Source organism: Bacteroides parvus, from assembly GCF_017309675.2.
GTDB lineage: Bacteria > Bacteroidota > Bacteroidia > Bacteroidales > Bacteroidaceae > Bacteroides > Bacteroides uniformis.
Map to the genome: position 1 here is coordinate 819,765 of NZ_CP084680.1, position 25,388 is coordinate 845,152.

The 25,388-nt window shown below is 47.0% G+C and carries 22 protein-coding genes and 1 tRNA gene; 19 read left to right on the top strand and 4 right to left on the bottom strand.

The window, feature by feature from the left end; all coding sequences use genetic code 11:
- Positions 1-110 precede the first annotated feature (110 nt).
- Both JXR92_RS03230 and JXR92_RS03235 read left to right on the top strand, forming a co-directional pair.
- Positions 111-1,184, top strand: coding sequence for a TlpA disulfide reductase family protein (locus tag JXR92_RS03230; protein WP_138346251.1), 1,074 nt, complete (start codon positions 111-113; stop codon positions 1,182-1,184).
- Positions 1,185-1,220: 36 nt separating this feature from the next.
- Entirely contained in the window at positions 1,221-2,759 is a 1,539-nt protein-coding gene (locus JXR92_RS03235) for a YifB family Mg chelatase-like AAA ATPase (RefSeq protein ID WP_117713747.1), read from the top strand.
- 73 nt (positions 2,760-2,832) lie between these two features.
- Here the strand turns inward: JXR92_RS03235 and JXR92_RS03240 are convergent, their stop codons facing one another.
- Positions 2,833-4,893, bottom strand: coding sequence for an acetate--CoA ligase family protein (locus JXR92_RS03240; RefSeq protein ID WP_117601402.1), 2,061 nt, complete (start codon positions 4,891-4,893; stop codon positions 2,833-2,835).
- A 168-nt stretch (positions 4,894-5,061) separates the two neighbouring features.
- Between JXR92_RS03240 and JXR92_RS03245 the strand changes: the two genes are divergently transcribed.
- The gene (locus JXR92_RS03245; RefSeq protein ID WP_117601403.1) at positions 5,062-5,994 is read left to right on the top strand and encodes an acyltransferase family protein; all 933 of its coding nucleotides are present in this window, start codon (positions 5,062-5,064) and stop codon (positions 5,992-5,994) included.
- 235 nt (positions 5,995-6,229) lie between these two features.
- On the opposite strand, the gene JXR92_RS03250 is transcribed toward JXR92_RS03245, so the two are convergent.
- Together JXR92_RS03250 and JXR92_RS03255 are read right to left on the bottom strand one after the other, a co-directional pair.
- Positions 6,230-6,658, bottom strand: coding sequence for a hypothetical protein (locus JXR92_RS03250; RefSeq protein WP_117713745.1), 429 nt, complete (start codon positions 6,656-6,658; stop codon positions 6,230-6,232).
- Positions 6,659-6,837: 179 nt separating this feature from the next.
- Complete coding sequence (locus tag JXR92_RS03255; RefSeq protein ID WP_165491368.1) at positions 6,838-7,689, bottom strand: PepSY-like domain-containing protein; 852 nt, start codon at positions 7,687-7,689, stop codon at positions 6,838-6,840.
- Between the two features lie 165 nt (positions 7,690-7,854).
- Between JXR92_RS03255 and metG the strand changes: the two genes are divergently transcribed.
- The 7 genes from metG (at position 7,855) to JXR92_RS03290 (ending at position 16,354) form a co-directional block, all read left to right on the top strand.
- Positions 7,855-9,897, top strand: a complete 2,043-nt coding sequence (gene metG / locus JXR92_RS03260; protein WP_009037611.1) for a methionine--tRNA ligase — start codon at positions 7,855-7,857, stop codon at positions 9,895-9,897.
- Between the two features lie 92 nt (positions 9,898-9,989).
- Positions 9,990-11,435 (top strand): lipopolysaccharide biosynthesis protein, encoded by a 1,446-nt coding sequence (locus JXR92_RS03265; RefSeq protein WP_117713744.1) that lies wholly within the window; start codon positions 9,990-9,992, stop codon positions 11,433-11,435.
- Positions 11,432-12,343 (top strand): beta-1,6-N-acetylglucosaminyltransferase, encoded by a 912-nt coding sequence (locus JXR92_RS03270; protein ID WP_087333210.1) that lies wholly within the window; start codon positions 11,432-11,434, stop codon positions 12,341-12,343. The genes JXR92_RS03265 and JXR92_RS03270 overlap by 4 nt, the downstream gene beginning before the upstream one ends.
- 64 nt (positions 12,344-12,407) lie before the next feature.
- Complete coding sequence (locus tag JXR92_RS03275) at positions 12,408-13,277, top strand: LicD family protein (protein ID WP_005834345.1); 870 nt, start codon at positions 12,408-12,410, stop codon at positions 13,275-13,277.
- 15 nt (positions 13,278-13,292) lie between these two features.
- Entirely contained in the window at positions 13,293-14,309 is a 1,017-nt protein-coding gene (locus JXR92_RS03280) for a hypothetical protein (RefSeq protein WP_016272354.1), read from the top strand.
- A gap of 40 nt (positions 14,310-14,349) precedes the next feature.
- On the top strand, positions 14,350-15,615 hold the full coding sequence (locus JXR92_RS03285; RefSeq protein ID WP_008662500.1) for a glycosyltransferase family 4 protein: 1,266 nt from the start codon (positions 14,350-14,352) through the stop codon (positions 15,613-15,615).
- The gene (locus JXR92_RS03290; protein ID WP_117964630.1) at positions 15,608-16,354 is read left to right on the top strand and encodes a glycosyltransferase family 2 protein; all 747 of its coding nucleotides are present in this window, start codon (positions 15,608-15,610) and stop codon (positions 16,352-16,354) included. Before JXR92_RS03285 ends, JXR92_RS03290 begins: the two co-directional genes overlap by 8 nt.
- A 266-nt stretch (positions 16,355-16,620) precedes the next feature.
- On the opposite strand, the gene JXR92_RS03295 is transcribed toward JXR92_RS03290, so the two are convergent.
- Complete coding sequence (locus JXR92_RS03295) at positions 16,621-17,337, bottom strand: SIR2 family NAD-dependent protein deacylase (protein ID WP_138346249.1); 717 nt, start codon at positions 17,335-17,337, stop codon at positions 16,621-16,623.
- A gap of 182 nt (positions 17,338-17,519) precedes the next feature.
- Between JXR92_RS03295 and JXR92_RS03300 the strand changes: the two genes are divergently transcribed.
- The 9 genes from JXR92_RS03300 (at position 17,520) to JXR92_RS03340 (ending at position 25,068) form a co-directional block, all read left to right on the top strand.
- Positions 17,520-18,113, top strand: a complete 594-nt coding sequence (locus JXR92_RS03300; RefSeq protein ID WP_138346247.1) for an FKBP-type peptidyl-prolyl cis-trans isomerase — start codon at positions 17,520-17,522, stop codon at positions 18,111-18,113.
- Between the two features lie 18 nt (positions 18,114-18,131).
- Entirely contained in the window at positions 18,132-18,998 is an 867-nt protein-coding gene (locus JXR92_RS03305) for an FKBP-type peptidyl-prolyl cis-trans isomerase (RefSeq protein ID WP_138346245.1), read from the top strand.
- Positions 18,999-19,227: 229 nt separating this feature from the next.
- Complete coding sequence (locus JXR92_RS03310; RefSeq protein ID WP_005830846.1) at positions 19,228-19,692, top strand: Lrp/AsnC family transcriptional regulator; 465 nt, start codon at positions 19,228-19,230, stop codon at positions 19,690-19,692.
- Positions 19,693-19,701: 9 nt separating this feature from the next.
- Positions 19,702-20,013, top strand: coding sequence for a DUF4491 family protein (locus JXR92_RS03315; RefSeq protein WP_005830847.1), 312 nt, complete (start codon positions 19,702-19,704; stop codon positions 20,011-20,013).
- A 92-nt stretch (positions 20,014-20,105) separates the two neighbouring features.
- Positions 20,106-20,179, top strand: a tRNA-Ile gene (locus JXR92_RS03320).
- A gap of 142 nt (positions 20,180-20,321) precedes the next feature.
- Positions 20,322-21,593: a phage integrase SAM-like domain-containing protein gene (locus tag JXR92_RS03325; RefSeq protein ID WP_138346243.1), complete on the top strand. Its 1,272-nt coding sequence runs from the start codon at positions 20,322-20,324 to the stop codon at positions 21,591-21,593.
- Positions 21,594-21,677: 84 nt separating this feature from the next.
- Positions 21,678-22,526 (top strand): hypothetical protein, encoded by an 849-nt coding sequence (locus JXR92_RS03330; protein WP_009037605.1) that lies wholly within the window; start codon positions 21,678-21,680, stop codon positions 22,524-22,526.
- 187 nt (positions 22,527-22,713) lie between these two features.
- A complete protein-coding gene (locus JXR92_RS03335; RefSeq protein WP_009037604.1) occupies positions 22,714-23,193 on the top strand; it encodes a hypothetical protein in 480 nt (159 codons plus the stop codon).
- 81 nt (positions 23,194-23,274) lie between these two features.
- Positions 23,275-25,068 (top strand): hypothetical protein, encoded by a 1,794-nt coding sequence (locus tag JXR92_RS03340; RefSeq protein ID WP_120137356.1) that lies wholly within the window; start codon positions 23,275-23,277, stop codon positions 25,066-25,068.
- Positions 25,069-25,388 lie beyond the last annotated feature (320 nt).

Sequence of the window (25,388 nt, forward strand, 5' to 3'; positions counted from 1 at the left end):
AAAGGTTAGACTGAAAAGAACGTGCCCGGCATAGAAATATGTCGGGCATTTCTTTTTATTCACACCAAAAAGAAGTATTTTCGCGACGAAGTATCAGAAAAAGAACCGGAATGAAGAAAATCTATCTTGCATACCTTCTGCTTATTATATTGTCTGCCTGCGGCAGCAAAAACACGAATTCAGTCCACCTAAGCGGTGAAATCAAAGGGCTGGGGAATGATACCCTTTATATATATGGTACGGACAAGTTCTATAACCGTATGGACACACTGCTTGTCAAGGATGACAAGTTCTCTGCAACCCTCACCACCGACACACTTGCCTCTACATGGTTGCAATTCAGCGACGGTACGGAATATCCGCTTTACCTGGACAAAGGAGACAACATAAAGATAAAAGGTTCTGCCGCCGAGCTTACTTCACTGGAAATCACGGGAAATGTCCCCAATGAAGAACTAACCGCCTTTCAGAAAGAGTTGAAAGGCTTGAGTACTCCCTCGGAGAAAGCATTGGAAGAAAAAGCAGAAGCCTTCATCAACAACCATCCTTCTTCACTGGTAAGTATCTATCTGCTGGAGAAATATTTCGTGCAAAAACCGCAACCGGACTTCGCCTTAATCAAAGAAATGACAGCAAACATGACCGGAGGCTTAAAAGACCGTCCGTATGTGGACGAACTGCTTGATCTGATCCAAGAAGAAGAGAAGATATCCATCGGGAAAACTATCCCTTACGTCAACCTGCCCAATGCCAAAGGTACACAAATCAGTCGCACCAGCTTTAAAGACAAATATCTGTTGATACATTTCTGGGCATCTTGGGACCCGCAAAGCATGGAAGCCAACGCTGCCCTGCGCCGGATTTACAAGAAAGAAGAAAAGAACAAACTATTTGCCCTCTGGGGTATTTCCTTGGACATCGACAGAAAGGAATGGGAAGAAGCAATCAAAAGAAATACCCTGAGGTGGGAACAGAGTTGTGATTTCTCCGGATGGAACACAGCGCCCATCAAGCAGCTCGCCATACAAGCATTGCCTGCCAACCTGTTCCTTAGCCCTTCCGGAAAAATTGAAGGGAAGAATATGAGTGAGGAAGACATCAAGAAGAAACTGGAGGAGATAGAGCAAAAGGAAAAAGAGAAGAAAGAGAGTGAAAAAAAACTCAAAAAACAAAACCGACGGTAGCCTATCCTGCCATCCTAACCCCTAATCACTAAAAACGTGCTCATAAAAGTTTTTGGAGCGGCTGTTCAAGGTATTGACGCAACCCTCATCACCATTGAAGTCAACAGTTCCAGAGGCTGTATGTTCTATTTAGTCGGTTTACCGGACTCTGCGGTCAAAGAAAGCCATCAACGTATCATATCTGCTTTGCAAGTCAACGGTTACCGGATGCCTACCAGTAATATCGTCATCAACATGGCACCGGCAGATATCCGCAAGGAAGGTACAGCTTACGATTTACCTTTAGCCATCGGCATACTTGCCGCCAGCGAAGTTATCCAGTCCGATAAGCTGGAACGCTATCTGTTGATGGGTGAACTAAGCCTTGATGGTAGTCTGCAACCTATCAAAGGAGCACTCCCCATTGCCATTAAGGCCAGAGAGCTGGGGTTTGAGGGTATGATAGTTCCTTGCTCGAACGCACATGAGGCCGCTGTAGTGAACAACCTAAAAGTCTACGGCGTGGAGAATATCAAAGATGTCATTGAGTTCTTCAACGGAAAACAAAAATTATCCCCGACACAAGTCAATACCCGCGAAGAGTTTTACTCCCAACAAAGCTCTTTTGAACTGGACTTTGCAGAAGTGAAAGGGCAGGAAAATGTAAAGCGAGCGCTGGAAGTAGCCGCCGCAGGCAGCCACAATATTCTTCTCATTGGGGCCCCGGGTAGCGGAAAGTCTATGCTGGCAAAACGTCTTCCCTCCATACTTCCTCCTTTATCATTGGGAGAAAGCCTGGAAACGACCAAGATTCATTCTGTTGCCGGAAAACTCGGTAAAGGTGGCGGACTTATCTCAAAACGGCCATTCCGTGATCCGCACAATTCCATTTCCACAGTAGCCATGACTGGTGGAGGCAGTTTCCCCCAACCCGGTGAAATCAGTCTGGCTCATAATGGAATCCTATACCTCGACGAATTGCCTGAGTATAACCGCAGCGTTTTGGAGGTTCTCCGCCAACCGCTGGAAGATAGAAAAATTACTGTATCACGCATTCGATGCAATGTGGAATATCCTGCCAGTTTTATGCTGGTAGCCTCCATGAACCCATGCCCATGCGGATACTACAACCACCCGACCAAAGGCTGTGTTTGCAGTCCCGGGCAAGTACAGAAGTATCTAAATCGCATATCCGGACCTTTACTCGACCGCATAGACCTGCAAATCGAAGTTACCCCACTTCCTTTTGAAAAGATGGCAGACACTCGCCCGGGTGAGTCGAGCGCAACAATACGAGAGCGTGTGATACATGCCCGACAAATTCAGGAAACAAGGTATGCAGACATTCCCGGTGTATATTGCAATGCCCAGATGAACAGTAAACTGCTTGCCTGCTACGCCCGTCCGGATGACAAAGGACTTGCCATGCTCAAAACTGCCATGAACCGGCTGAACCTTTCGGCCCGCGCCTACGACCGCATATTGAAAGTATCACGCACCATCGCCGACCTGGAAGACTGCGAATCAATACAGCCGGCACACTTGGCGGAAGCTATCGGATATAGGAATCTGGATAGGGAGGACTGGGCAGGATGAAAAAGGGATTAGGGATTAGCGGTGAGCGATTAACAGTCAGCCCCTTTAATCTCTAATCCCTAATCTCTAACCCTTATTTCTCTATCCGAATGCGCGCATCCACCGCTATCACCTGCTTTTCAGTCGCCAACAATGGATTGATATCCATCTCCTTGATTTCCGTTGCAAAGCGCAGCAAGGTGGAAAGCCGTACAATAATTTCGGCAAATTTATCTTCATTCACACCCTTCTGCCCGCGCGTACCTTTGATAATCTTATAGGCACGCAACGAGTGAATCATGGAGTAAGCCTCCTCATAGGACAACGGTGCAAGACCGGAAGATATATCCTTCAGCACCTCCACAAAAATACCGCCCAGGCCGCAGAGTACCACATGTCCGAACTTCTCTTCATATTTGGCACCGATAAACAATTCCGTCCCTTTCAGCATCGGCTGCACCATAATAGCACTGGCTTCGGGAATCTGCATCATACGGTCGAATTCCAATGCCAAATGCTGTTCACTTTTGATATTGAGCACAACACCGCCTACATCCGACTTATGCACCGGCCCCACCACCTTTGCCACCACCGGGAATCCCGTGCGGCGTGCAAAGGCAAGCACTTCTTCCTTGTTGTCCGAAACAAACTCCTCCACAATAGGAATACCTGCAGAGCTGAGCAATGCCTGCACATAGTGCGGTGCGATATAACCGTCCGCAGGAATGGAATCTATAATCCGGCGGATACGGGGAACATCCACTCCAAAGAGCTCGATTTCATTATTGGCAGGCCTCGGGGCATTCATTATCCGAGAAAGTGCCGTGCCCAAAGTCACTTCATCGGCAAAGTTCACATGGCCTTTTGCCAGAAAAGCAGCAACCTCGGCTCCTGCCGTATTGATGGAAGGAAGAATCGGAAAAATCGGCTTCTTGCAATGCTGCATCTTCTCATGCAGCACGTCATACATTTCAAACATGGTCACCAGTCCCGGAGTACCGAAAATAGCCATTACAGCATCAATATTGTCCAACTTCTCCTCACAATACTCCAGACAGAGGCGCAGATGTTCCGGCGTACCCGTAGCCAGAATATCAATGGGATTCCCCACAGCCGCACCGGGGAAAAGCTTGCCCTTAAGTTCCTCCGCCACCGGTCCTTCCAGTTTCGGGACATTCAGTCCGCCCTTACTCAACGCATCGGTCAACATCACTCCCGGACCGCCGGCATGGGTAATGATGGCGAAGTTTTTCCCTTTCAGTTCCGGCAGTGTAAAGATACAACCTACGGTTGTCAGCTCCTCGCGCGAATAGCAACGCACAATACCCGCCTTACGGAACAAGGCCTCTACCGCCGAATCGCTACTGGCAATGGCCCCCGTATGCGAACTCGCCGCCCGGCTGCCGCTTTCGCTACTGCCCGCCTTGATGGCCGCAATCTTGCAGCCCTTCTTGATGAGCGAGGATGCATGAAACAGCAGACGGTCGGGATCACCGATACTCTCAATATAAAGAAGTTTTATTCTGGAATCCGCTTCCGGATTGAAGTGTTCGTCCATGTATTGCAATACATCCTCCACACCGATTTGCTTGGCATTGCCCACAGACCATACAGAGTTGAACTGCAAGCCCTTGGTCACAGCGCTCTCCAATATGAACACCGCTGTGGCACCGGAGCTGGAAATCAAGTCTACCCCTTGCGGATGCAGTTGCGGGATGGGCTGGCTGAATACACTGTGATGCCACGAGTTCATAAAACCGATACAGTTGGGGCCTATCAGAGAGGCTCCATACCGGTTCACCGTTTCCAGTATGCGATCTTCCAGCACAGCACCCTCATGGGTCTCCTCACCAAAACCGGCAGAAAGGATAATGAACGCCTTCACCTGCTTCTCCGCGGCAAGCACCTCCACCGCATCGGGACAAAGCGCGGCAGGTATGGCAAGGATGGCAAGGTCCGTATCGGGAATGTCCTTCACATCCGCAAAGGCAGCAACACCCTGCACTTCAGTCTCTTTCGGATTCACGGCACGAAGCTCACCGGTATATCCGCCGCTAAGCAGATTTTTCAGGATAGCTCCTCCGGGTTTGTGTACATTGTTAGATGCTCCCACTACCACAATACTGGCCGGGTGAAGCAATTGGCTTGTTATCATAGTTGTTTTTACATTAAGTTAGTGATTCATGCACAAATATACATTTTCCATACATAAAAGCAATCGGTAAAAGAGAAAATAAGCTTAATCCCTTTGCAAAATATAAATAAGTTTACGGAAGTATATATATTTGTGCCATCAATAACAATACGCAGAAAACTACCCCATATGGAAAGCCGTGTCAAAGAGATAGATTATCTGAAATGCATCTTCATCACCCTGATGATTATCTTCCACCTTGTATATATAGGTGACAAGTATCCGTATGCGAAACAAATCGTCTATACGTTCCACATGTCCGCTTTCCTGATTATTTCGGGCTATCTGGCCAATAACCGGAAGGATGCCCGAAGCTTTCTCCGCAAGTTTCTATGGATTTTCATTCCGTATGCCTGCATGGAGGCGGCCTATACGGTGATGTCGCATTTCCTGCCCGTACGCGAAAGTGTAGATGCCATTACTCCTGCTATATTACTCGACAAGATATTCCTCCATCCGATGGGGCCTTACTGGTATCTGCATACACTGATTCTGTGCAGCCTCATCTATTATATCACATTCCGCTATGTACGGCTGTCGGTTGTCTCCCGGCTGGTTGTGGCCGGTGTCTGCCTGTTTGCCCTTTCCCATTGGGGAGGATTGATGAACTTCTCCAATGCCCTCTATTTCCTTATCGGCATGACAGTGAGCCAAAGCGGGCTTCGTTTTACACAAGTCTTTCGCGCCACAACCTTCGCCATTGTTCCATTCGTAATACTATGCTGCTTTCCCGCCAATCTGGATAGGGGTACTCTGGCAGGAGTCGCCATCACCTGGCTTTCCATCAGCCTGTTGTTGGCAGTCTACAATTATCTGCCGGCACAAGCCAAGCGGCTTTCCTTCTTTATAGGACGCAATACGTTGGTCATACTCCTTTTCTCGCCCATTTTCACCATTCTGTCCAAAGCGTTTCTACCCGTATTTGCCTTCGACCCTACGGGGATACTGTTCCTTGTCACTGCTACCGTCTTCACTCTTAGCGGCTGCATGAGTATGGCATGGGCTATGGACAAGATGCACGTTTCCAAATTCTTCTTCGGGAAAAGGAGTATATTGTGCTGAGACGAAATCATCAGATGATAAACAGTAATTCAAGGCAAACTTTTCAGCCAAATCCCCATAGATAGACTGGAGCATTCTCTTCCAGCACCCCAGCCAATACCCGCTCCGCCTGCCCTACCTCGATCACCGTTTCATATTGCTAGCCAGTTCAGCAATGTCTGCATATACCAGACATAGCCTTCGAAACGCCGATACAGCCATATAATCGAAATTCTCCTTCAAAGTCTGCTCGGACTTATCCAGTACAAAATTCAAAGATACGGTAGGTATAGCTCATCAGTACTAACCATCGGATGGCAAGAACGGAAAAAAACAGTTTGTGCAACACCATTTCACTAAGCGTATCCAACTGTCCAAGTACTGTTTTTGCCAGCAAGCAAACAGAAGCAGGCAAATTCCGCGTGGCAAATATGTCCATATAAAAAACAAGCAACATCATCTTTCGCCTGACGCTGCTGCATATTATAGAACACGTCTTTATGAACCCCGTTTTTCCAATACGCTGGAAAGTAATCAAGGCAATGTTTCTACCATTCTCCAATGCAGAAAGCATCTTTTCCGTTTCCTCCGTTTGGTCGCAAAAGTATCGGAGAGAGGCATAGCCATAAATCAGAAAAGGATTTCTCAGTTCTAAGCCGACTTGTTTCACACCTAATGATTCCACGTTTTGCGTTACACACTTTACATAATGCAAAATATGTTTATATGATAACTCCAGTTACCCCAACAGTAACTCCATTTACACTATAAGGTAACGACCGTTCATGGAATAAAAGCCGTTACACCTTACAGTGAACGGCTTTACATTAGAAGGTAAGCAATCGATAAATACACTGTATAAGACTATGGCAGTATTTCACCTTCCGCTGTCACCTTTACGTAGATTTCCCTTTCCCCTTGCTCCATCTCTACCAAAAAGTAACTGCCATCGGGAGTCTCAATAAAGTCGGCATCATCAATGACATAACCAGGATGGGCAGCCATAACAGCGTTCTTCACTACATCCTCCAGATGCCTCTTGCTGATGTCCCAGGTAGTATAGGCCCATGCACCCTCAGCGGTGAACATCACATCCTTGCTGATATTTCCATGCACGATTTCGACTTCTGTCATACCGCTCTTTTCTTTTTCAATATCCACAATGCGGGCATTAGGATATTTCTCTGCTATAAAATCCTTGATGGCGGTGGAAATATCAGAAGGGAGATAATCTTCGGGAGAACCGCCGTTGTGCGCATCGGCCACTTCTTTCACCAGAATGCCGTCTTCCGAATAATAGAGGTCCATTTCCTGATTACCTTTCTCCACTTCGATGATGTAGACAACAGCCATTTCCTTACGTTCCAGCTTGTCTACATCTTCCACCTTCCATACATTATAATAGGTACTACTCTCGTAAGAGCTTCTCACCGGAGCGGGAAGGTCCGCATAACGGAGGTCGGTTTCGGTCATCTGCCATACACCGTCTTTGGTGAACCAAGCCTCCTTCTCGAAATTGTCCTCATGGAAATCGGCCACATAATATGCACCTTTTGTTTCCCATTCTATACGCTGAGCATTGGGATGCTCCTTGGCCAACGCATTACTCAGTTCCGCGGGCACGGAGATTCCGTCGTTGTCGTCATCATCACAGCTTTGCAAGGCAAAGGCAAACACGCCTAACGCCAATAATAAGAAGTACTTTTCCAGTTTCATAGTCATTTCATTTTTTACATTATCAATATCAAATTTGTTCGTTTCGTAGGACAAAGATGAGGCCTAAATCTGGAAAGAATCTGGAAGAATACTCATATTTTGCAGAAAACAGCTATCTTTGTGCCACTAAAAGCGTTCATAACAAAAGAGATACATAATAACACAATGGAAAAGAAATTCAAACGTACCACCGTGACCTCGGCATTGCCGTATGCCAACGGCCCGGTTCATATCGGACACCTGGCAGGCGTTTATGTTCCTGCCGACATCTACGTCCGCTACCTGAGACTGAAAAAGGAAGATGTAATCTTCATCGGCGGCTCCGACGAACACGGAGTGCCCATCACCATCCGCGCCAAGAAGGAAGGCATCACCCCGCAAGACGTGGTGGACCGCTATCATACACTTATAAAGAAGTCTTTCGAAGAGTTCGGCGTCTCCTTCGACGTGTACAGCCGTACTACTTCAAAGACGCATCACGACACGGCTTCCGACTTCTTCCGCAAGCTGTACGATAAGGGAGAATTCATCGAAAAGACCAGCATGCAGTATTACGACGAAGAAGCCAAGACCTTCCTTGCCGACCGCTACATCACCGGCGAGTGCCCCCACTGCCATGCCGAAGGCGCTTACGGTGACCAATGCGAGAAGTGCGGCACCAGCCTCAGCCCCACGGACCTGATTAATCCGAAGAGTGCCATCAGTGGCAGCCAGCCCGTAATGCGCGAGACAAAGCACTGGTATCTGCCGCTGGACAAGCACGAGGAATGGCTTCGCCAATGGATTCTGGAAGACCATAAGGAGTGGCGTCCCAATGTTTATGGCCAATGCAAGAGCTGGCTCGACATGGGCTTGCAGCCGCGTGCCGTGAGCCGCGACCTGGATTGGGGTATTCCCGTTCCCGTAGAGGGTGCCGAGGGCAAAGTGCTCTATGTATGGTTCGACGCCCCTATCGGCTACATCAGCAACACCAAAGAATTGCTGCCCGACACATGGGAGAAATGGTGGAAAGACCCCGAAACGCGTCTGGTACACTTCATCGGAAAAGACAATATCGTGTTCCACTGCATCGTGTTCCCCGCCATGCTGAAGGCAGAGGGTAGCTACATCCTGCCAGACAACGTGCCGAGCAACGAGTTCCTGAACCTGGAGGGCGACAAGATTTCCACTTCACGCAACTGGGCAGTATGGCTGCACGAGTATCTCGTTGACTTCCCCGGCAAGCAGGATGTGCTGCGCTACGTGCTGACAGCCAACGCACCGGAGACAAAAGACAACGACTTCACCTGGAAGGACTTTCAGGCACGCAATAACAACGAACTGGTTGCCGTTTATGGCAACTTCGTGAACCGCGCCCTGCAACTCACCAAGAAGTACTTCGACAGCGTAGTACCCGCCGCAGGCGAACTGAACGACTACGACCGCGAGACGCTGAAAGAATTTGCCGACGTCAAGGCAGAAGTGGAGAAGTTACTGGACGTATTCAAGTTCCGCGACGCACAAAAGGAAGCGATGAACCTTGCCCGCATCGGAAACAAATACCTTGCCGACACCGAACCGTGGAAACTTGCCAAGACAGACATGGAGCGCGTAGCCACCATTCTCCACATCTCGTTGCAGTTGGTCGCCAACCTTGCCATTGCTTTCGAACCGTTCCTGCCCTTCAGCAGCGAGAAGCTTCGCAAGATGCTGAACATGGACAGCTTTGACTGGGCAGAGCTGGGACACACCGACCTGTTGCCTGCCGGACACCAGCTGGGCACCCCCGAACTGCTGTTCGAAAAGATAGAGGACGACGTCATCCAGGCACAAGTGGACAAGCTGCTTGCCACCAAGAAGGCAAACGAAGCCGCCACCTACAAGGCAAACCCCATCAAGCCGACCATCGCCTTCGAAGACTTTGAAAAGCTGGATATCCGCGTAGGTACAGTGCTTGAATGCGAGGCAGTGCCCAAGATGAAGAAGCTGCTGAAGTTCAAGATTGCCGACGGGCTGGAAAACCGCACCATCGTCAGCGGCATTGCCCAGCACTACAAACCGGAAGAACTGGTAGGCAAGCAAGTGCTGTTCATCGCCAACCTCGCTCCACGCCAATTCAAGAACGGGCTGGTAAGTGAAGGAATGATTCTCTCTGCCGAGAATTATGACGGCTCGCTGGCGGTGACTTCACTGCTGAAAGAGGTGAAACCGGGCAGCGAGGTGAAATAAAGCAGTAACAAGGTAACGAGTTAACAAGGCTACAGGGAGGAAGGAAAAGCCTCGTGGCCTTGTTAACTCGTTGGCTTATCAACCAATAAACTATGTCCGATACATCACTCAAAGAAAAAACAGCCAAAGGCCTCTTCTGGGGAGGATTCAGCAACGGCATACAGCAGTTGTTAAATCTGGGATTCGGAATAGTCCTTGCCCGTCTGCTGGATGCTTCGGATTATGGTATGGTAGGGATGCTTACCATTTTCTCCGCCATTGCCGCCGCCTTGCAGGAGGGTGGGTTCATTTCGGCACTGACCAACCGGAAGGAGACTTTGCACAAGGATTACAACGCCGTGTTCTGGTTCAGCCTGATGTGCAGCACTACTATATATATATTACTCTTCTTTGCCGCACCGCTGATTGCCGACTTCTACGATACGCCCGAGCTGATACCGCTGTCCCGTCTCTCTTTCCTCGGATTCGTCATCTCAAGCATGAGCATCGCACCGAGAGCGTATCTGTTCAAGAATCTCAGAATCAAGGACACTACCATCATCTCCATTTCGAGTCTGATAGTCTCCGGCATTGTGGGCATCACACTGGCTGCCAACGGATTCGCCTATTGGGGGATTGCATTGCAAAGCATCTCTTTCATCACCGTAATGACGATTCTTAACTTCTACTTCTCGCGTTGGAGACCCCACTTCCGGTTCGACTTCACACCCATTAAGGAGATGATAGGGTTCAGCAGTAAGATAATCATTACGAATATCTTCACCATAATCAATAACAATTTGTTTTCCGTCTTGTTGGGTAAGTTCTACTCGGAACGGGAAGTGGGTAACTTTACGCAGGCAAACAAGTGGAACGGCATGGGACATACCACGATTACGGGCATGATAAACGGCATTGCACAACCCGTCTTTACCCGTGTTGCCGATGACAAGGCACGGCAACTTGCCGTATTCAGAAAGCTGTTGCGCTTCACCGCCTTTATCTCTTTCCCCGCCATGCTGGGATTGAGTTTGGTTTCGAAGGAACTGATTGTTATCACTATCACGGAGAAGTGGCTGCCCAGTGCCGATATCTTGCAACTGTTATGTATTTGGGGAGCATTTATTCCCGTCATCAATCTGTTCTCCAACCTGCTCATCAGCCGGGGGCATTCTTCTATCTATATGTGGAGCACCATCAGCTTGAGCCTGCTGCAAATAGTAGCTGTATGTGCCATATACCCATACGGGTTGGAGTGGATGCTGCGTATTTTCGTCATTATCAATATCGGCTGGCTATTTGTATGGTTCCGTTTTGTCAAGAGGGAGATAGGATTAAGACTGCGCGATATGCTGAAAGACATCTCTCCTTATCTCTCCCTATCCATTGTACTCGTAGTATCAACTCACTATGCCACTCAGCCCATAGAAAACCTATACTTAAATATGGCAGCCAAAATCATTATGGTAGCTGGGCTTTATGCACTGGTTTTGTGGAAACTACAATCTACCATCTTCCGGGAAAGCATTGAATTCCTCTTAAAGAAAAAAAGAGCATGAGCCGCATAGCCTACATCATATCCGCCTACAAGGATGCCCCACACTTGGCACGCCTGGTTGCCGCACTGGATGACCGGGCAGACTTCTACGTGCACATCGACCTCAATGCCGATATACACCCTTTTGAAGAAGCCTTGGGAGACAAGGTCACTTTCGTGCCCCGCCACCGGATAAGCTGGGGAGGATGGGAACAAGTGGAATACCAGAAAGAATTGCTTGCTGCCGTATTGCACAGCGGTATCCCCTATACCCGCGTAGTATGCCTGAGCGGGCAGGACTACCCATTATGGAGCAACAACGCCATCCACCGCTATTTTGAGGAGCATCAAGACACTGAATTCATCGGCGGTTTCAACCTGACACACTGCACCGTGAAACAGCAGTTGCACAAGATAACCCATTACCACCCTTTCCGTGACCTGCCTTGGAAGAGTATATGGTGGAAGAACAAACTCATCGTAGCATCGCGCAAGCTGGTACAGATACTCCCCATCCGGAAAGCCCCTTTTGCACCCTTGGAAGGCAAGCAGGCAGATGTCTATTTCGGTTCCGACTATTGGGCCATCACGTTGCCCTGCGCACGATATGTATATGAAAAGTTGTGCACGGAGGAGAAGCTGGTGAAGTATTTCAGAACCAGCTTTGTACCCAGCGAACTGTGCATACAGACCATCGTATTCAACTCCCCTTTTGCCTCAAAAGGGCTTCTTTTAGAGGGAGAATACCCCGGACTTACCCGTCTCACCCCCTTGCACTACATAGACTACGGCGCATCCATCCGCGTGATGACACTCGAGGACCTGCCGGTATTGCAGCAGTCTGGAAAGATGTTCTGCCGGAAAGTGGTAAGCGGGGAGTCCGACACACTGATAGAAAAACTCAAGTCCGATTTCGCAAAAGAAGATTGAAATGGAAAGTGCTCCTTTCAACTATTATCATTATTTTTGCAGACATCAATCAAAAATGGTATCCATGGTGAAGCAATATACCCCAGAAGAACTGACCCAACTACATCAGGTGCTATACGAAATACTGGAAGAGATTGTGCGCATCTGCGACAAACACAATATTCCCTATTTTGTAATCGGCGGAACAGCAATAGGGGCACTCTATGACAAAGCGATTCTTCCTTGGGATGACGACATAGATATAGGTATGAAACGGGAAGACTACAATAAGTTTCTCCAGATAGCCTCCCAAGAACTGAGAGAACCATACTTTCTTTCATGGATACATACCGACCCTCATAGTCCTTATTACTTTGCCAAAGTCAAGAAAAACAACACCTTGTTTGTCGAAGAGATGTTTAAAGATGTACCTATGCATCAGGGAATCTTTGTCGATATATTCCCTTTTGACCGTATTCCAAACAATAAGCTATTAAGGAAGATACAATATGAAGCCGTCAACTTTCTGAAATGCTGCCTGATGGGAAAAGAGGTATGGCTATGGAAACACTTCGGAAAATGTCAAATATCCAACCCTACCAATCGTGGAGCTGTTGCCTGCCTTCTGAACCGGATAGTTGATATGACACTCTCTAAAAAGACAATCTACCGTTTGATGGTGATAATGCAAAGTTGTTTCAACTCATGGAAAACTTTGTATTACAACAATGTGATTACCACTACCGACCATGTTTTGGAGACGAGTCTCAACCATTTACAACCAATCAAATTCGGTCCACTTTATCTGAAAGCACCTGATGGATTGGAAAACTTTCTACGGTACAACTATCCCACTTTACACCGGTATACAGAAGAAGAGCAGGACAAGATAAACAATCATTATCCGGCAGTTCTTTCTTTCAACATACCAAATGACCATATAGCCACCTCCTAATCCAACAAAATTGCCATGAAACCAGCCCTTGTAGATGTATCTGTACTGATTCTTTTCTTCAACCGCCCCAAACTGCTGGCGCAAGTATTCGAACAAGTGAAGAAAGCACGCCCCGCACGACTGTTTCTCTATCAGGACGGCCCGCGCGGCGAGCGTGACATGCCGGGCATAGAAGCTTGTCGCAAAGTAGTGGCAGACATCGACTGGGAATGCGAAGTACACCACAACTACCAAGAGAAGAACTACGGCTGCGACCCATCGGAATACATGGCACAGAAGTGGGCATTCTCCTTGTCGGACAAATGTATCGTGCTTGAGGATGACGACGTGCCCGCCGTCTCTTTCTTCGGCTTCTGCAAGGAACTGCTCGACAAGTATGAGCACGACACACGCATCAGCATGATTGCCGGATTCAACAACGAGGAGATTACACCCGACATCACTTCCGACTACTTCTTCGCCACCACCTTCTCCATCTGGGGATGGGCGAGCTGGCGGCGGGTGACGGACCAATGGGATGAATTCTACACCTTCCTGGACGACAAGGAGAACATGCGGCAACTGAAGAACCTCATCCACACACGGCGCTACCGCAAAGACTTCATCTACATGTGCCAACGCCACCGCGAACACGGGAAAGCCTATTACGAAACCATCTTCCACGCTTCCATGTTGTTCAATTCGGGTCTGAGCATCGTGCCCACCCGCAACATGATAAACAATCTGGGAGCCACTGCCGACTCCACCCACTTTGCCGGCTCCGTGCACACCATGCCGCGCGGTTACCGCCGCATCTTCACCATGAAACGCCACGAAGTGGAGTTTCCACTGAAGCACCCTCGTCACGTCATCGAGAACACAGCCTACAAGGATAGCGTTTACCGCATCATGGCATGGCGGCATCCCTGGATAAAGATTGCACGGTCGTTCGAGGAACTGGCGTTGAACCTACGGTACGGCAACTTCACCATCATATGGCAAACGCTGCAAAAGCGTATCCGGAAATGGATGAAACAAGACCGGCATCTGTAACAAGAAAAAACATTCAAAAAAGAAGAAACGAACAACAGTCATGAGAGTACTACTTATCAATACATCCGAACGCATCGGCGGCGCAGCCATCGCCGCCAGCCGTCTGATGGAATCACTCAAGAACCACGGCATCAAAGCCAAGCTGCTGGTACGCGACAAGCAGACCGACCAAATCTCCGTTGTGTCACTGGACCATAACTGGCGCATGGTGTGGAAGTTCGTCTGGGAGCGCATCGTCATCTGGAGCGCCAACCGCTTCAACAAGAAGAACATCTTTGCCGTAGACATTGCCAACACGGGGACAGACATCACCTCACTGCCCGAATTCCAGCAAGCAGACGTCATCCATCTGCACTGGATAAACCAAGGGATGCTCTCGCTGAAGAACATCGAGAAGATTCTCGCCTCGGGCAAGCCCGTCGTCTGGACCATGCACGACATGTGGCCCTGCACTGGCATCTGTCACCATGCCCGCGAGTGCACCCACTACCAGCAGGAATGCCACAACTGCCCCTTCATCCACGGAGGTGGAGGCAAACGTGACCTTTCCTACCGCATCTTCCACAAAAAGCAGGCATTGTATCGCAACCGTCACATCAACTTCGTCACCTGCAGCCGCTGGCTGGAAGAACGTGCCCGGACAAGCGCCCTCTTCTGCGGGCATGCCGTGACATGCATCCCCAACCCCATCAACACCAATCTCTTCAAGCCCCGAAACCGGCAGGAAGCCCGCAGCCGTTGCCTACTGCCGCAAGACAAGAAACTCATGCTGTTCGGCTCGGTGAAGATTACGGACAAACGGAAAGGCATCGACTACCTGATAGAATCGTGCCGACTGCTGGCTGACAAGCATCCCGAACTCCGGGAACAGTTGGGTGTCGTCGTCTTCGGCAACCAATCGCAACAACTGGAAAACCTGCTTCCATTCAAAGTCTACCCGCTGAACTTCGTCAGCAACGAACACCAACTGGTGAACATCTACAATGCCGTGGACATCTTCGTGACCCCCTCGCTGGAAGAGAACCTGCCGAACACCATCATGGAAGCCATGGCATGCGGCATTCCCTGCGTCGGATTCAACGTGGGCGGCATCCCTGAGATGATAGACCATCTGCACAACGGCTACGTGGCACAATACAAATCCTCGGAAGACTTTGCCAACGGCATCTACTGGACGCTGACCGAACCCGACTACCCCAGCCTCTCGGAACAAGCCTGCCGGAAAGCCATCTCCCACTATTCGGAGAACGTCGTCGCCAAGAAATACATTGACCTTTACAACAAAGTGACCGGAAGAAATGCATAACCACCCCACCCCGAAATTCAGCATCATCACCGTGACCTACAACGCCGAAGCGGTACTGGAGGACACGATTCAAAGCGTTATCTCGCAAACCTACCACCACGTGGAATACATCATTGTGGACGGTGCGTCCAAAGACGGCACGCTCTCCATCATCGACCGTTACCGCGACCGCATCACCCGCATCGTGAGCGAACCGGACAAGGGACTGTACGACGCCATGAACAAAGGCATCCGCCTTGCCACCGGCGATTACCTCTGCTTCCTCAATGCCGGCGACAGCTTCCACGAGGACGACACCTTGCAGCAGATGGTGCGTTCCATCTCCGGCAACGAACTACCCGACGTGCTGTACGGCGAAACGGAGCTGGTGGACAAGGAAGGCCACTTCATCCGCATGCGCCGCCTCGCCGCCCCGGAAGTGCTTACCTGGCGAAGCTTCAAGCAGGGCATGCTGGTCTGCCATCAGGCCTTCTTTGCCAAAGCTTCCCTTGTAGAACCCTACGACCTGCAATACCGCTTCTCCGCCGACTTCGACTGGTGCATCCAGGTGATGAAGAAGGCACGGACCTTGCACAATACCCATCTCACCCTCATCGACTATCTGGAAGAGGGAATGACCACCCAGAACCGGCAAGCATCCCTGCGCGAACGCTTCCGCATCATGGCGCGGCATTACGGACTGGCGAGTACCATAGCCCATCATGCCTGGTTCGTATTACGGGCCGTGATAAAGAAATAGCACAAGTTTCGAGGGCAAATATACTTTGTTCCCGCAAGACCTATACCTTGTGGGAATCCCCCCCTATACCCAGCTCCCTACAGTATAGGAGTGAGTACCCAAAACATCCCCATGTTTTCACCTAAAACATCCGGATGTAATGGGGCAAAACATCCCCATGTTTTTGGGTAAAACATCCGGGTGTTTTGGAGAAAGACATCCGGATGTTCTGCATATTAAGTCCTATACCGTGAGGGGTTAAGTCCTAAGACGTAGGAGATTAAGTCCTAAGGCAAAGGAGGCTGGGTAGCTGCAAGCAGCGCCTTCAACTCTTTTACCCCTTCCGAAGCTCCCTTTTGAATGACATGTATCGGACGCATGACGTGCGTGTCCACCGGCTTGGGGTCTATCAGATACACTTCGGCGGCACGGGGCACGTAGTTCAGCAGTCCCGCAGCGGGATAAACGTTCAGGCTGGTGCCGATGATGACGAAGATGTCCGCCTGCTCCACATACCGGATGGCAGTTTCAATCTCCGGCACCGACTCGCCAAACCACACGATGAACGGGCGGAGCTGCGTACCGTCGCCCGCCTTGTCGCCCAACTTTACTTCATATTCCTCCGGCGCCAGTTCCTTGACGAAATGCGGATTATAAGGGTCGCGGCTGGAACAAACCTTCGTCAGTTCCCCATGCAAGTGTATCACGTGCGTACTGCCGGCACGCTCGTGCAGATTATCTACGTTCTGGGTGACGACCGTTACATTGAGATCCCTCTCCAGGTCGGCAACGCCCAGATGCCCGGCATTCGGCACCACATCGAGCAACTGCTTGCGACGTTCGTTATAGAAATTAATGACCAGTTCCGGATTACGTGCATACCCCTCGGGAGTCGCCACCTGCTCCACCGGATATTTGTCCCACAGTCCGCCCGCATCACGGAATGTGCTGATGCCGCTCTCGGCGCTCATACCGGCACCCGACAATATGACCAAGTTCTTCATTTTCTGCTCCTTTCCTTTATTAAAGTAAGACAAATATAAGAAGAATGTTCAAGTTGTGATATAAATAAGAAAAATTAAATACTTAAAAGTCTTATCATTCAAATAAAAGACGTACTTTTGTCATTCGTAAATTTGCAATAGACTGGAAAAGAAACCAATCCGGTCGTCAACAAAAGAATCTTATGGATAAATTCAGTTATGCTATCGGCCTTGGAATAGGTCAGAATCTTTTAAGCATGGGTGCCAAAGGCATTGCAGTAGATGACTTTGCACAAGCAATCAAAGACGTTTTGGAGGGCAACCAGACGGCAATCAGCCACACAGAAGCCCGTGACATCGTCAACAAGTACTTCGCCGAACTGGAGGAGAAGATGAACGCAGCAAACATAGAAGCCGGCAAAAAGTTCCTGGAAGAGAACAAAAAACGCGAGGGAGTTGTTACGCTTCCCAGCGGACTTCAATACGAAGTTATCACAGAAGGAAACGTCGGTCACTATGCCAAAGCAACCGACCAGGTACAATGCCACTACGAAGGCACACTGATTGACGGAACGCTGTTCGACAGCTCCATCAAGCGCGGCCAGCCTGCCACGTTCGGTGTAAACCAAGTGATACCCGGTTGGGTGGAAGCCCTTCAGCTTATGCCCGAAGGTGCCAAGTGGAAACTCTACATCCCCAGTGATCTGGCATACGGAGCGCAGGGTGCCGGCGAGATGATTCCCCCCCACAGCACGCTCATATTCGAAGTTGAATTACAGAAAATTTTATCTAAATAAACAACAAGTAAAAGCAAAATGAAAAAAGTAACATTTCTCATGGCTCTTGCAGTAGCTGCCGGCATGGCATCTTGTACTGCTCAAAGTCCGAAAGCTGATTTAAAGACGGACATCGATTCATTGTCTTACGCCATCGGTATGGCACGTACAGAAGGTTTGGACCAGTATCTTGCACAACAAGGCATTGACTCAACCCAGATGTCAGAATTCCTAAAAGGTTTCAACGAGGGTGCAGCCAAAATCGATAAGAAAGACGTGGCCTACATGACCGGCCTGCAAGTAGGCCAGATGGTCAGCAAGCAATGGGTAGAAGGTTTCAACCAGCAAATCTTCGGTAATGACTCTACACAAAGCATCAGCCGCGAAAATATGCTGGCAGGTTTCGTCGCAGGTGTCATTGGTAAGGGTGGTGCCATGGATATGATGAAAGCTCAAGAGTACATGCGCACTCAGATGGATGCCATCAAAGAAAAAGCGACTGCAGAGAAGTATGCTGACAACAAAGCTGCCGGTGAAAAGTTCCTGGCTGAGAACAAGACTAAAGAAGGTGTAGTAACTACTCCGAGCGGTCTACAATACAAAATCATCACCAAGGGTAACGGTGCCGTTCCCGCTGACAGCAGCAAGGTGAAAGTAAACTACAAAGGTACACTGATTGACGGAACAGAGTTCGACAGCTCTTACAAGCGCAAAGAACCTGCTACCTTCCGTGCCAACCAAGTAATCAAAGGCTGGACTGAGGCCCTCACTATGATGCCCGTTGGCTCCAAATGGGAACTCTATATCCCCTACGACCTGGCATACGGTTCAAGAGAAACCGGTAGCCAAATCAAGCCGTTCTCTACTTTGATATTCGAAGTGGAACTGCTGGGTATCGAGAAGTAATGTAACAATCCGAAGGGAGGGGCAAAACCCTCTTGATACTTCTTTTAGGCGCGGATTACGCGGATTTCACGGATTTAGTTTACCAAATCCGCATATTCCGCGTAATCCGCGTCTTATCGTTACCCCTCACTTTTATTCATTTTTCTGTCCATTTTCATAGATAAATTAAAATAAAGTCCTATATTTGCTTACTATTTGATAACAACAAGAACTTTACTTATTTACTATTATGGAAAAAATAGACAATCTTGACCGGCAGATTCTGGAAATCATTTCCCAAAATGCCCGTATCCCTTTCAAGGACGTAGCCGCTGAATGTGGCGTGTCACGTGCCGCCATCCATCAACGTGTACAGCGCTTGATTGACCTTGGCGTTATTGTGGGCTCAGGCTATCATGTAAATCCCAAGTCTCTTGGATATAGAACCTGCACTTACGTAGGAATCAAGCTGGAAAAGGGCTCCATGTATAAGACGGTAGTTGCCGAGCTGGGCAAGATTCCCGAAATTGTTGAATGCCACTTCACCACTGGTCCGTACACCATGCTGACCAAGGTATATGCCCGCGACAACGAGCATCTGATGGATTTGCTGAACAACAAGATGCAGGAGATTCCTGGCGTAACCGCTACCGAGACCTTGATTTCCCTGGAACAGAGCATCAAGAAGGAGATTCCTATTTGCCCCGAGAAATAACGAACAACAATGGATTTCTTGAACGAATATCATCTGTCGGGCCTTGTCATAGGTATCTGCACATTCCTCATCATCGGCTTGTTTCACCCCATAGTTGTGAAAGCCGAATATTATTGGGGCACCAAGTGCTGGTGGATTTTCCTTTTACTCGGCATCGGCGGCATCATTGCCTCCCTTTATACGGAGAACATCATGATAGCCTCCCTTTTGGGCGTCTTTGCATTTTCCTCGTTCTGGACCATCAAGGAGATATTCGAGCAGGAAGAACGAGTGAAAAAAGGCTGGTTTCCCAAGAATCCAAAACGAACTTATAAGTTCTAAGGACAAAGGTTATAAGGAATTTTATCCAAAAGTCTTGCATATTTCAATAGAAAATGCTACTTTTGCCCCCGCTATCCAAGCAAGGATGCATCGGACTTGTAGCTCAGTTGGTTAGAGCAACAGACTCATAATCTGGAGGTCCCTGGTTCAAGCCCAGGCTGGTCCACAAACTAAAAGGCTCATCTCTAACGAGATAGAGCCTTTTTTAGTTCATGGAGACCTCCGATTAAGGGTCTGTTGCTTGGTTATATTTAGTATTGTATTAGGTATTTGTTGACTAATTGTTGACTGATTTAAACATTACTAACATGCTGACTATCAAAGCCGAAATCAAGAAGAGTGAACTAAAAGTTGACGGAACGTACAATGTTAAGATTAGATTTACTTTAGACCGTAAGGTTAAAAGACTATCAACTAATCTATTTATAACTTCAAAAGACCTAACTAAATCCCTCAAATTTAAAGAGGACACTTCCATTAAAAGAGCGATAGATGGACTGGTGCTTTATTACAGAGAACAGTGTTTCAAACTACAATTAGACCAAAATCATTATTCGTTAGATGAGATAATTGAATTCTTAAACGGAGAACAAGAGAAGCAACAAACCATTGACTTTATAAAGTTCAGTCGTGAGTGGATAGCTTCTACCACCATAAAAGGAGCACCCAATTATACAACTGCCATCAATGCTTTGGTACGGTTTGTTGGCAAGGAAGAATTGGATATTAATTTGATTACCCTTGACTTCTTAGAAAGTTTTAAAGCATTCTTGAATAAAGAACGCGAGATACGGACTAAAAGATTAATGCAGCAGGGTAAACGGATACCTTCCAATCGTTCACTCTCTCTATATTTGATAAGCATTAAGAAGCTGTTCAATGAAGCCAAGAAGAAATACAATAAGAAGGAGAAGAATTTAATCCTAATCCCCAACTCACCCTTCATGGAATTTGAAATACCCAAGCAGGAAGCAACAAGAAAGAGAGCCATATCCGCAGATATTATAAAGAAGCTATGGAAGCTACCCTATAAAGATATGAAGAAAGGCTACAAATCTACCTGCCGTTATAATTTGGCAAAGGATTGTTTCATTCTATCATTCTGTCTTATGGGAATCAATTCAGCAGACCTTTACAATGCCACTGAAATGGAAGGTAATACAATCGTCTATAATCGTACCAAGACGAAAGACCGTAGATTGGATAAGGCTCAAATGAAGGTTGACATACCCAGATTAGTCCTGCCTCTTGTTGAGAAGTACAAGGACAAGACTGGTAAACGTCTCTTCAATTTCTATCAATATTATGCTGACGAGAAGGGTTTCAATAAGGCTATCAACTACGGCTTAAAAGAAATTGGTACAATATTAGAAATTGACGATTTGGAATACTACGCAGCAAGGCATAGTTGGGCTACCATTGCACTTAATAAAGTTGGCATTGATAAATATATAGTCCATGCAGCACTTAACCATATTGACGATGCAATGAAAGTAACGGACATCTATATTGAACGTGATTTCGTAAATGAGAACAAGGCTAATGCCAAAGTCGTGAAGTACGTGTTTGGAAAGCAGTAGTTACAATCTGTAGTAATTTATAATGCCGCTCTGTTGCATAATGGAGTGGCATTATTTATCTTTACGGCACTAATACAATTAACCATGCCAATAGATAATTTCACAACAGATAAATATGTAGGGCAAGAAGAGGAATTACTGGAATATGTAACTGTAATTGCCGATAAGTTTCACCCAGACATGGAAATTCAAGAAGATGGAAGCTCTGTTCTTTTACCGTCACAATCCCCTTATCAATTCATGCAACGGTACAATGCAGGTAAGCTAAATGTATTCTTCAATTATGACAACTATATGAGGAATGACAATATAGACAGTATTCAAGCCATCATAAAGGCATTGGGCATTGACTCCGATAAATTCTGGTATCTACTTCTGTTTATAAGCGATTACGTTAGTGGGAAGGCATTAAATACTTGGAAATTCAATGACACGTCCAAAGGAGAGATAACAAAGTTCATTGAAATGGTAAAGCTGAATGAAGCTGATTTTAATGATGCAATAGGTTTCTCCCATAAACTCCCAATGACATTAAGTTTACAAGTGAAAGGCAAACGACTAATCATCGATAACCCCAATACCATATCATTCATGGCGGCTTTCTGTGAGGAAGTATTGGCAGAGGTTTCAGAACATGGTTTGTTCAATCAAGCAAGGTTTGAGCCAAACGGCTACAATACATCAGACTCCGTACAGATATGGCTGTTCACCCAAATGCTACTGTACTTCTTTGAAGCCTATCCCCAGTTCGATAACCAGCGTGGCAAGAGCGGTGACACTCCCAAGAGCAAACTACTGTTCATATCCAAACTGGTCTATTTCACCAAGCTGACCAGAAATGAGGCATATAATGACAATGACGATAATATAAAGAAGATAATCAAGCAATACAAGGATACTAAGATAAACACAATAAACCCCATATACGGATAGTATAACTATCTGATAATTAAGCAATCCACTTTTATATTCTCTTAAGGGGAGTATAAAGGTGGATTATTTTATTCCCTAATGCCCTCCCCTAATATCCCCAACTTTGCAGCGTAATCGAAAGACAAACGGTGCGCACCACTCTCGATTCACAAAATAAACTAATGTCTAATTTCTAAATTTTAAGATTATGTCTAAATTTAGTTTACAAGGTCTGGGCACACCTAAAAGTGCATCCTACGACAATGAGAGTGCGTACAAAGAATTACTCTCAAGAATGGATAAAGGTGAACGGCTTACTATAGAAGTTTACACAGACAAGGATGGTTACTCCTCATTTGGTATTCAGACCGGGGTAGTATCTAAATTCAAGCTGAGACTCAACCAAGACATCTTACTCAAGATAATGCAATACTTGACCAACAATGAAACGGAGGATGTGAAAGTAGAGCCCAATGATGTAGAGCCTTATGGAGAAGGCAAGGACTTCACAATGGACTTGTTCAAGCTTATGGTCGATAATGGGTTCAAACCACAGACCGTTCCCTTGTTTAGAGCAGTCTATGGCAAGGTCAAATCGATATTCCATTTCCCCAAAGGACGGGTAGAGTTTAATCTTGAACGTACCGACGAACTGATGGACTACTTGGCAGATAAGCATCTGTTGTAATCTGTACACTCAAGGGGAGAGTTACCAGTAAAGCTCTCTCCTTGTTTCCCCCAATCAATAACATTTTAAAGATATACCATTATGAAGATTAATACTATAAAACTGAATAAAGACAAGAACGGTAAGGTTCCCTATCTGAAAACCATCCTTAAAGAGATACCGACCGATACGGTACTTTGTAAGACGCTGACAGGTTTGGGGGCTACCTATGGCGAGATTAAAGCCAAACGCCATTCCATAATCATCGAGCCTAATGTGTCAACCATCCAGTGCAAATGTGATGACCCGAAACACGTCCATGACAATCTGATAGGGGTAATTGAGAAAGTGGGAGTGGATGATATTAAGGAGTATATCATCGCTTCCGAAGGCAAGTTTTACAAATTCTTGGTAACTCCCGAATCATTCAGCAAGGTTAAAGCGGCATTCAAGGAGCTGGATATGTATATGTACAGTGAATGCTTCATGTTGATTGACGAATCCCACAAGCTCGTGAAGGATGCGGACTATAGGGAAAGCATTGACTTGCCTTTAGACGACTTCTTCCAGTTCAAAGGCAAGGCACTGGTATCTGCCACTCCGGTTGAACTGTCCGACCCACGGTTCAAGGATTTCCAGATGTTGGTGATTGAGCCACAATTTGACTATCATGTGGATATACATATCCAATACACCAATAACACACTGGAACGTTTCAAACGGACTATCCATGAATTTGACAGCGGTTGTGTCTGTATCTTCTTCAACTCTACGGATGCCATTCACGCCCTCATGAATAAGGCTGGAATACTTGAAGAATCCACCATATTCTGTGCTCCCAAGAGTGTCCGTAAGTTAAAGTATTCATTGAATTTCAAGAACGCCCATTCCAAATTCGACCCTAAACTAATGAAGAAGTTCAACTTCTTCACAAGCAGATTTAACGCAGGCATGGATATAGAACTGGACTACAAGCCCGACCTTATAATGATGTCCGACATGTATCTGGTTGAGCATACGGTGTTGGACCCCTATTCCGATATGATACAGATAATAGGCAGGTTCAGAAACGGGCTCAACCGCATTACGCACATTACCAATTCATTCAATGATTACACTTATAGAAGTAAGGAAGATGTATTGCGTGAAGTGAATACATACGAGGTTTGCTATAAATTCACAAGAAGGGAACTTAACAATGCCACTGATAACGGTGCTCAATATGCCTTCCGCAAATTACTTGAGACTTCCCCGTTCAACAAATTTCTGGATGCCAATAAGAGAAAGTCGTATTGTAAGGTAGATAACTATGTGAATGATGTAATGGTAAGGAATATATATCTGAATGAAGACACTCTGTTTGCTGTTTATACAGACGAGGCGCTGATGAGATACTTCTTTGCATTTAGGGGCTCATATCTGTATAAAGCAGGCAATGCGGAATGGCTGCAACTGCGTAACGCCAATAAGTCTATCATTTCCAAGAGGAAAGTGATAGTGGATATTTTGGAGAAGGTCTTACCTTATGAGACCGAATCCGACTATGAATTTAGGGATGGCATCTATGAGGCTGACCCTCTGATAGTGGAAGCGGTTGATACGTTAGGAATTGCAGAAGTACGCAAGCTGCGATACATCACCAATAACTTGAAGTTGGCTATCTATAAGGCTAAATGCAAGTCTCCACAAGTAACGGAGTTAATGCATGACTATTTCAAAGTTGGCGGCAGATACCTGCTGACCTATATAAAGGCTACAATCAAGCGGATTTATGAAGAATGCGGTATCGAACCCCCTAAAAGAGTAACGGCACAGACTTTGAATGATTACTTTAACTATACCCGAACCACCATCAACGGTAAGGAGGGTTTAAAGATAATCAGCGAACTTTATTAGCGAGGTCTGGGGAAATTCGGAGGAAGCTTACTTTATAGACCCCCTCCCAGAAATACCAGCCTCTCGGAATATACTACCTCCATATGCTTGTGATGTAGTAATAAATAGCTCCAACCTTCATGGGCATGGAGTTATTTGCATTTAGGGGCATTCCTGCTATCCTAAAGTCCAATACGCTGCATTATATACCCCAACTCAAATTAGGCAGTCTCTAAATAATACCCCCTCCCTTCCAGATACGGAAACTCTTTCCATACAGTTATTAAGACTGCATAAAGTGCAATTATCAGCCAGAAAGCAGGCATGAGGTGTATATTATG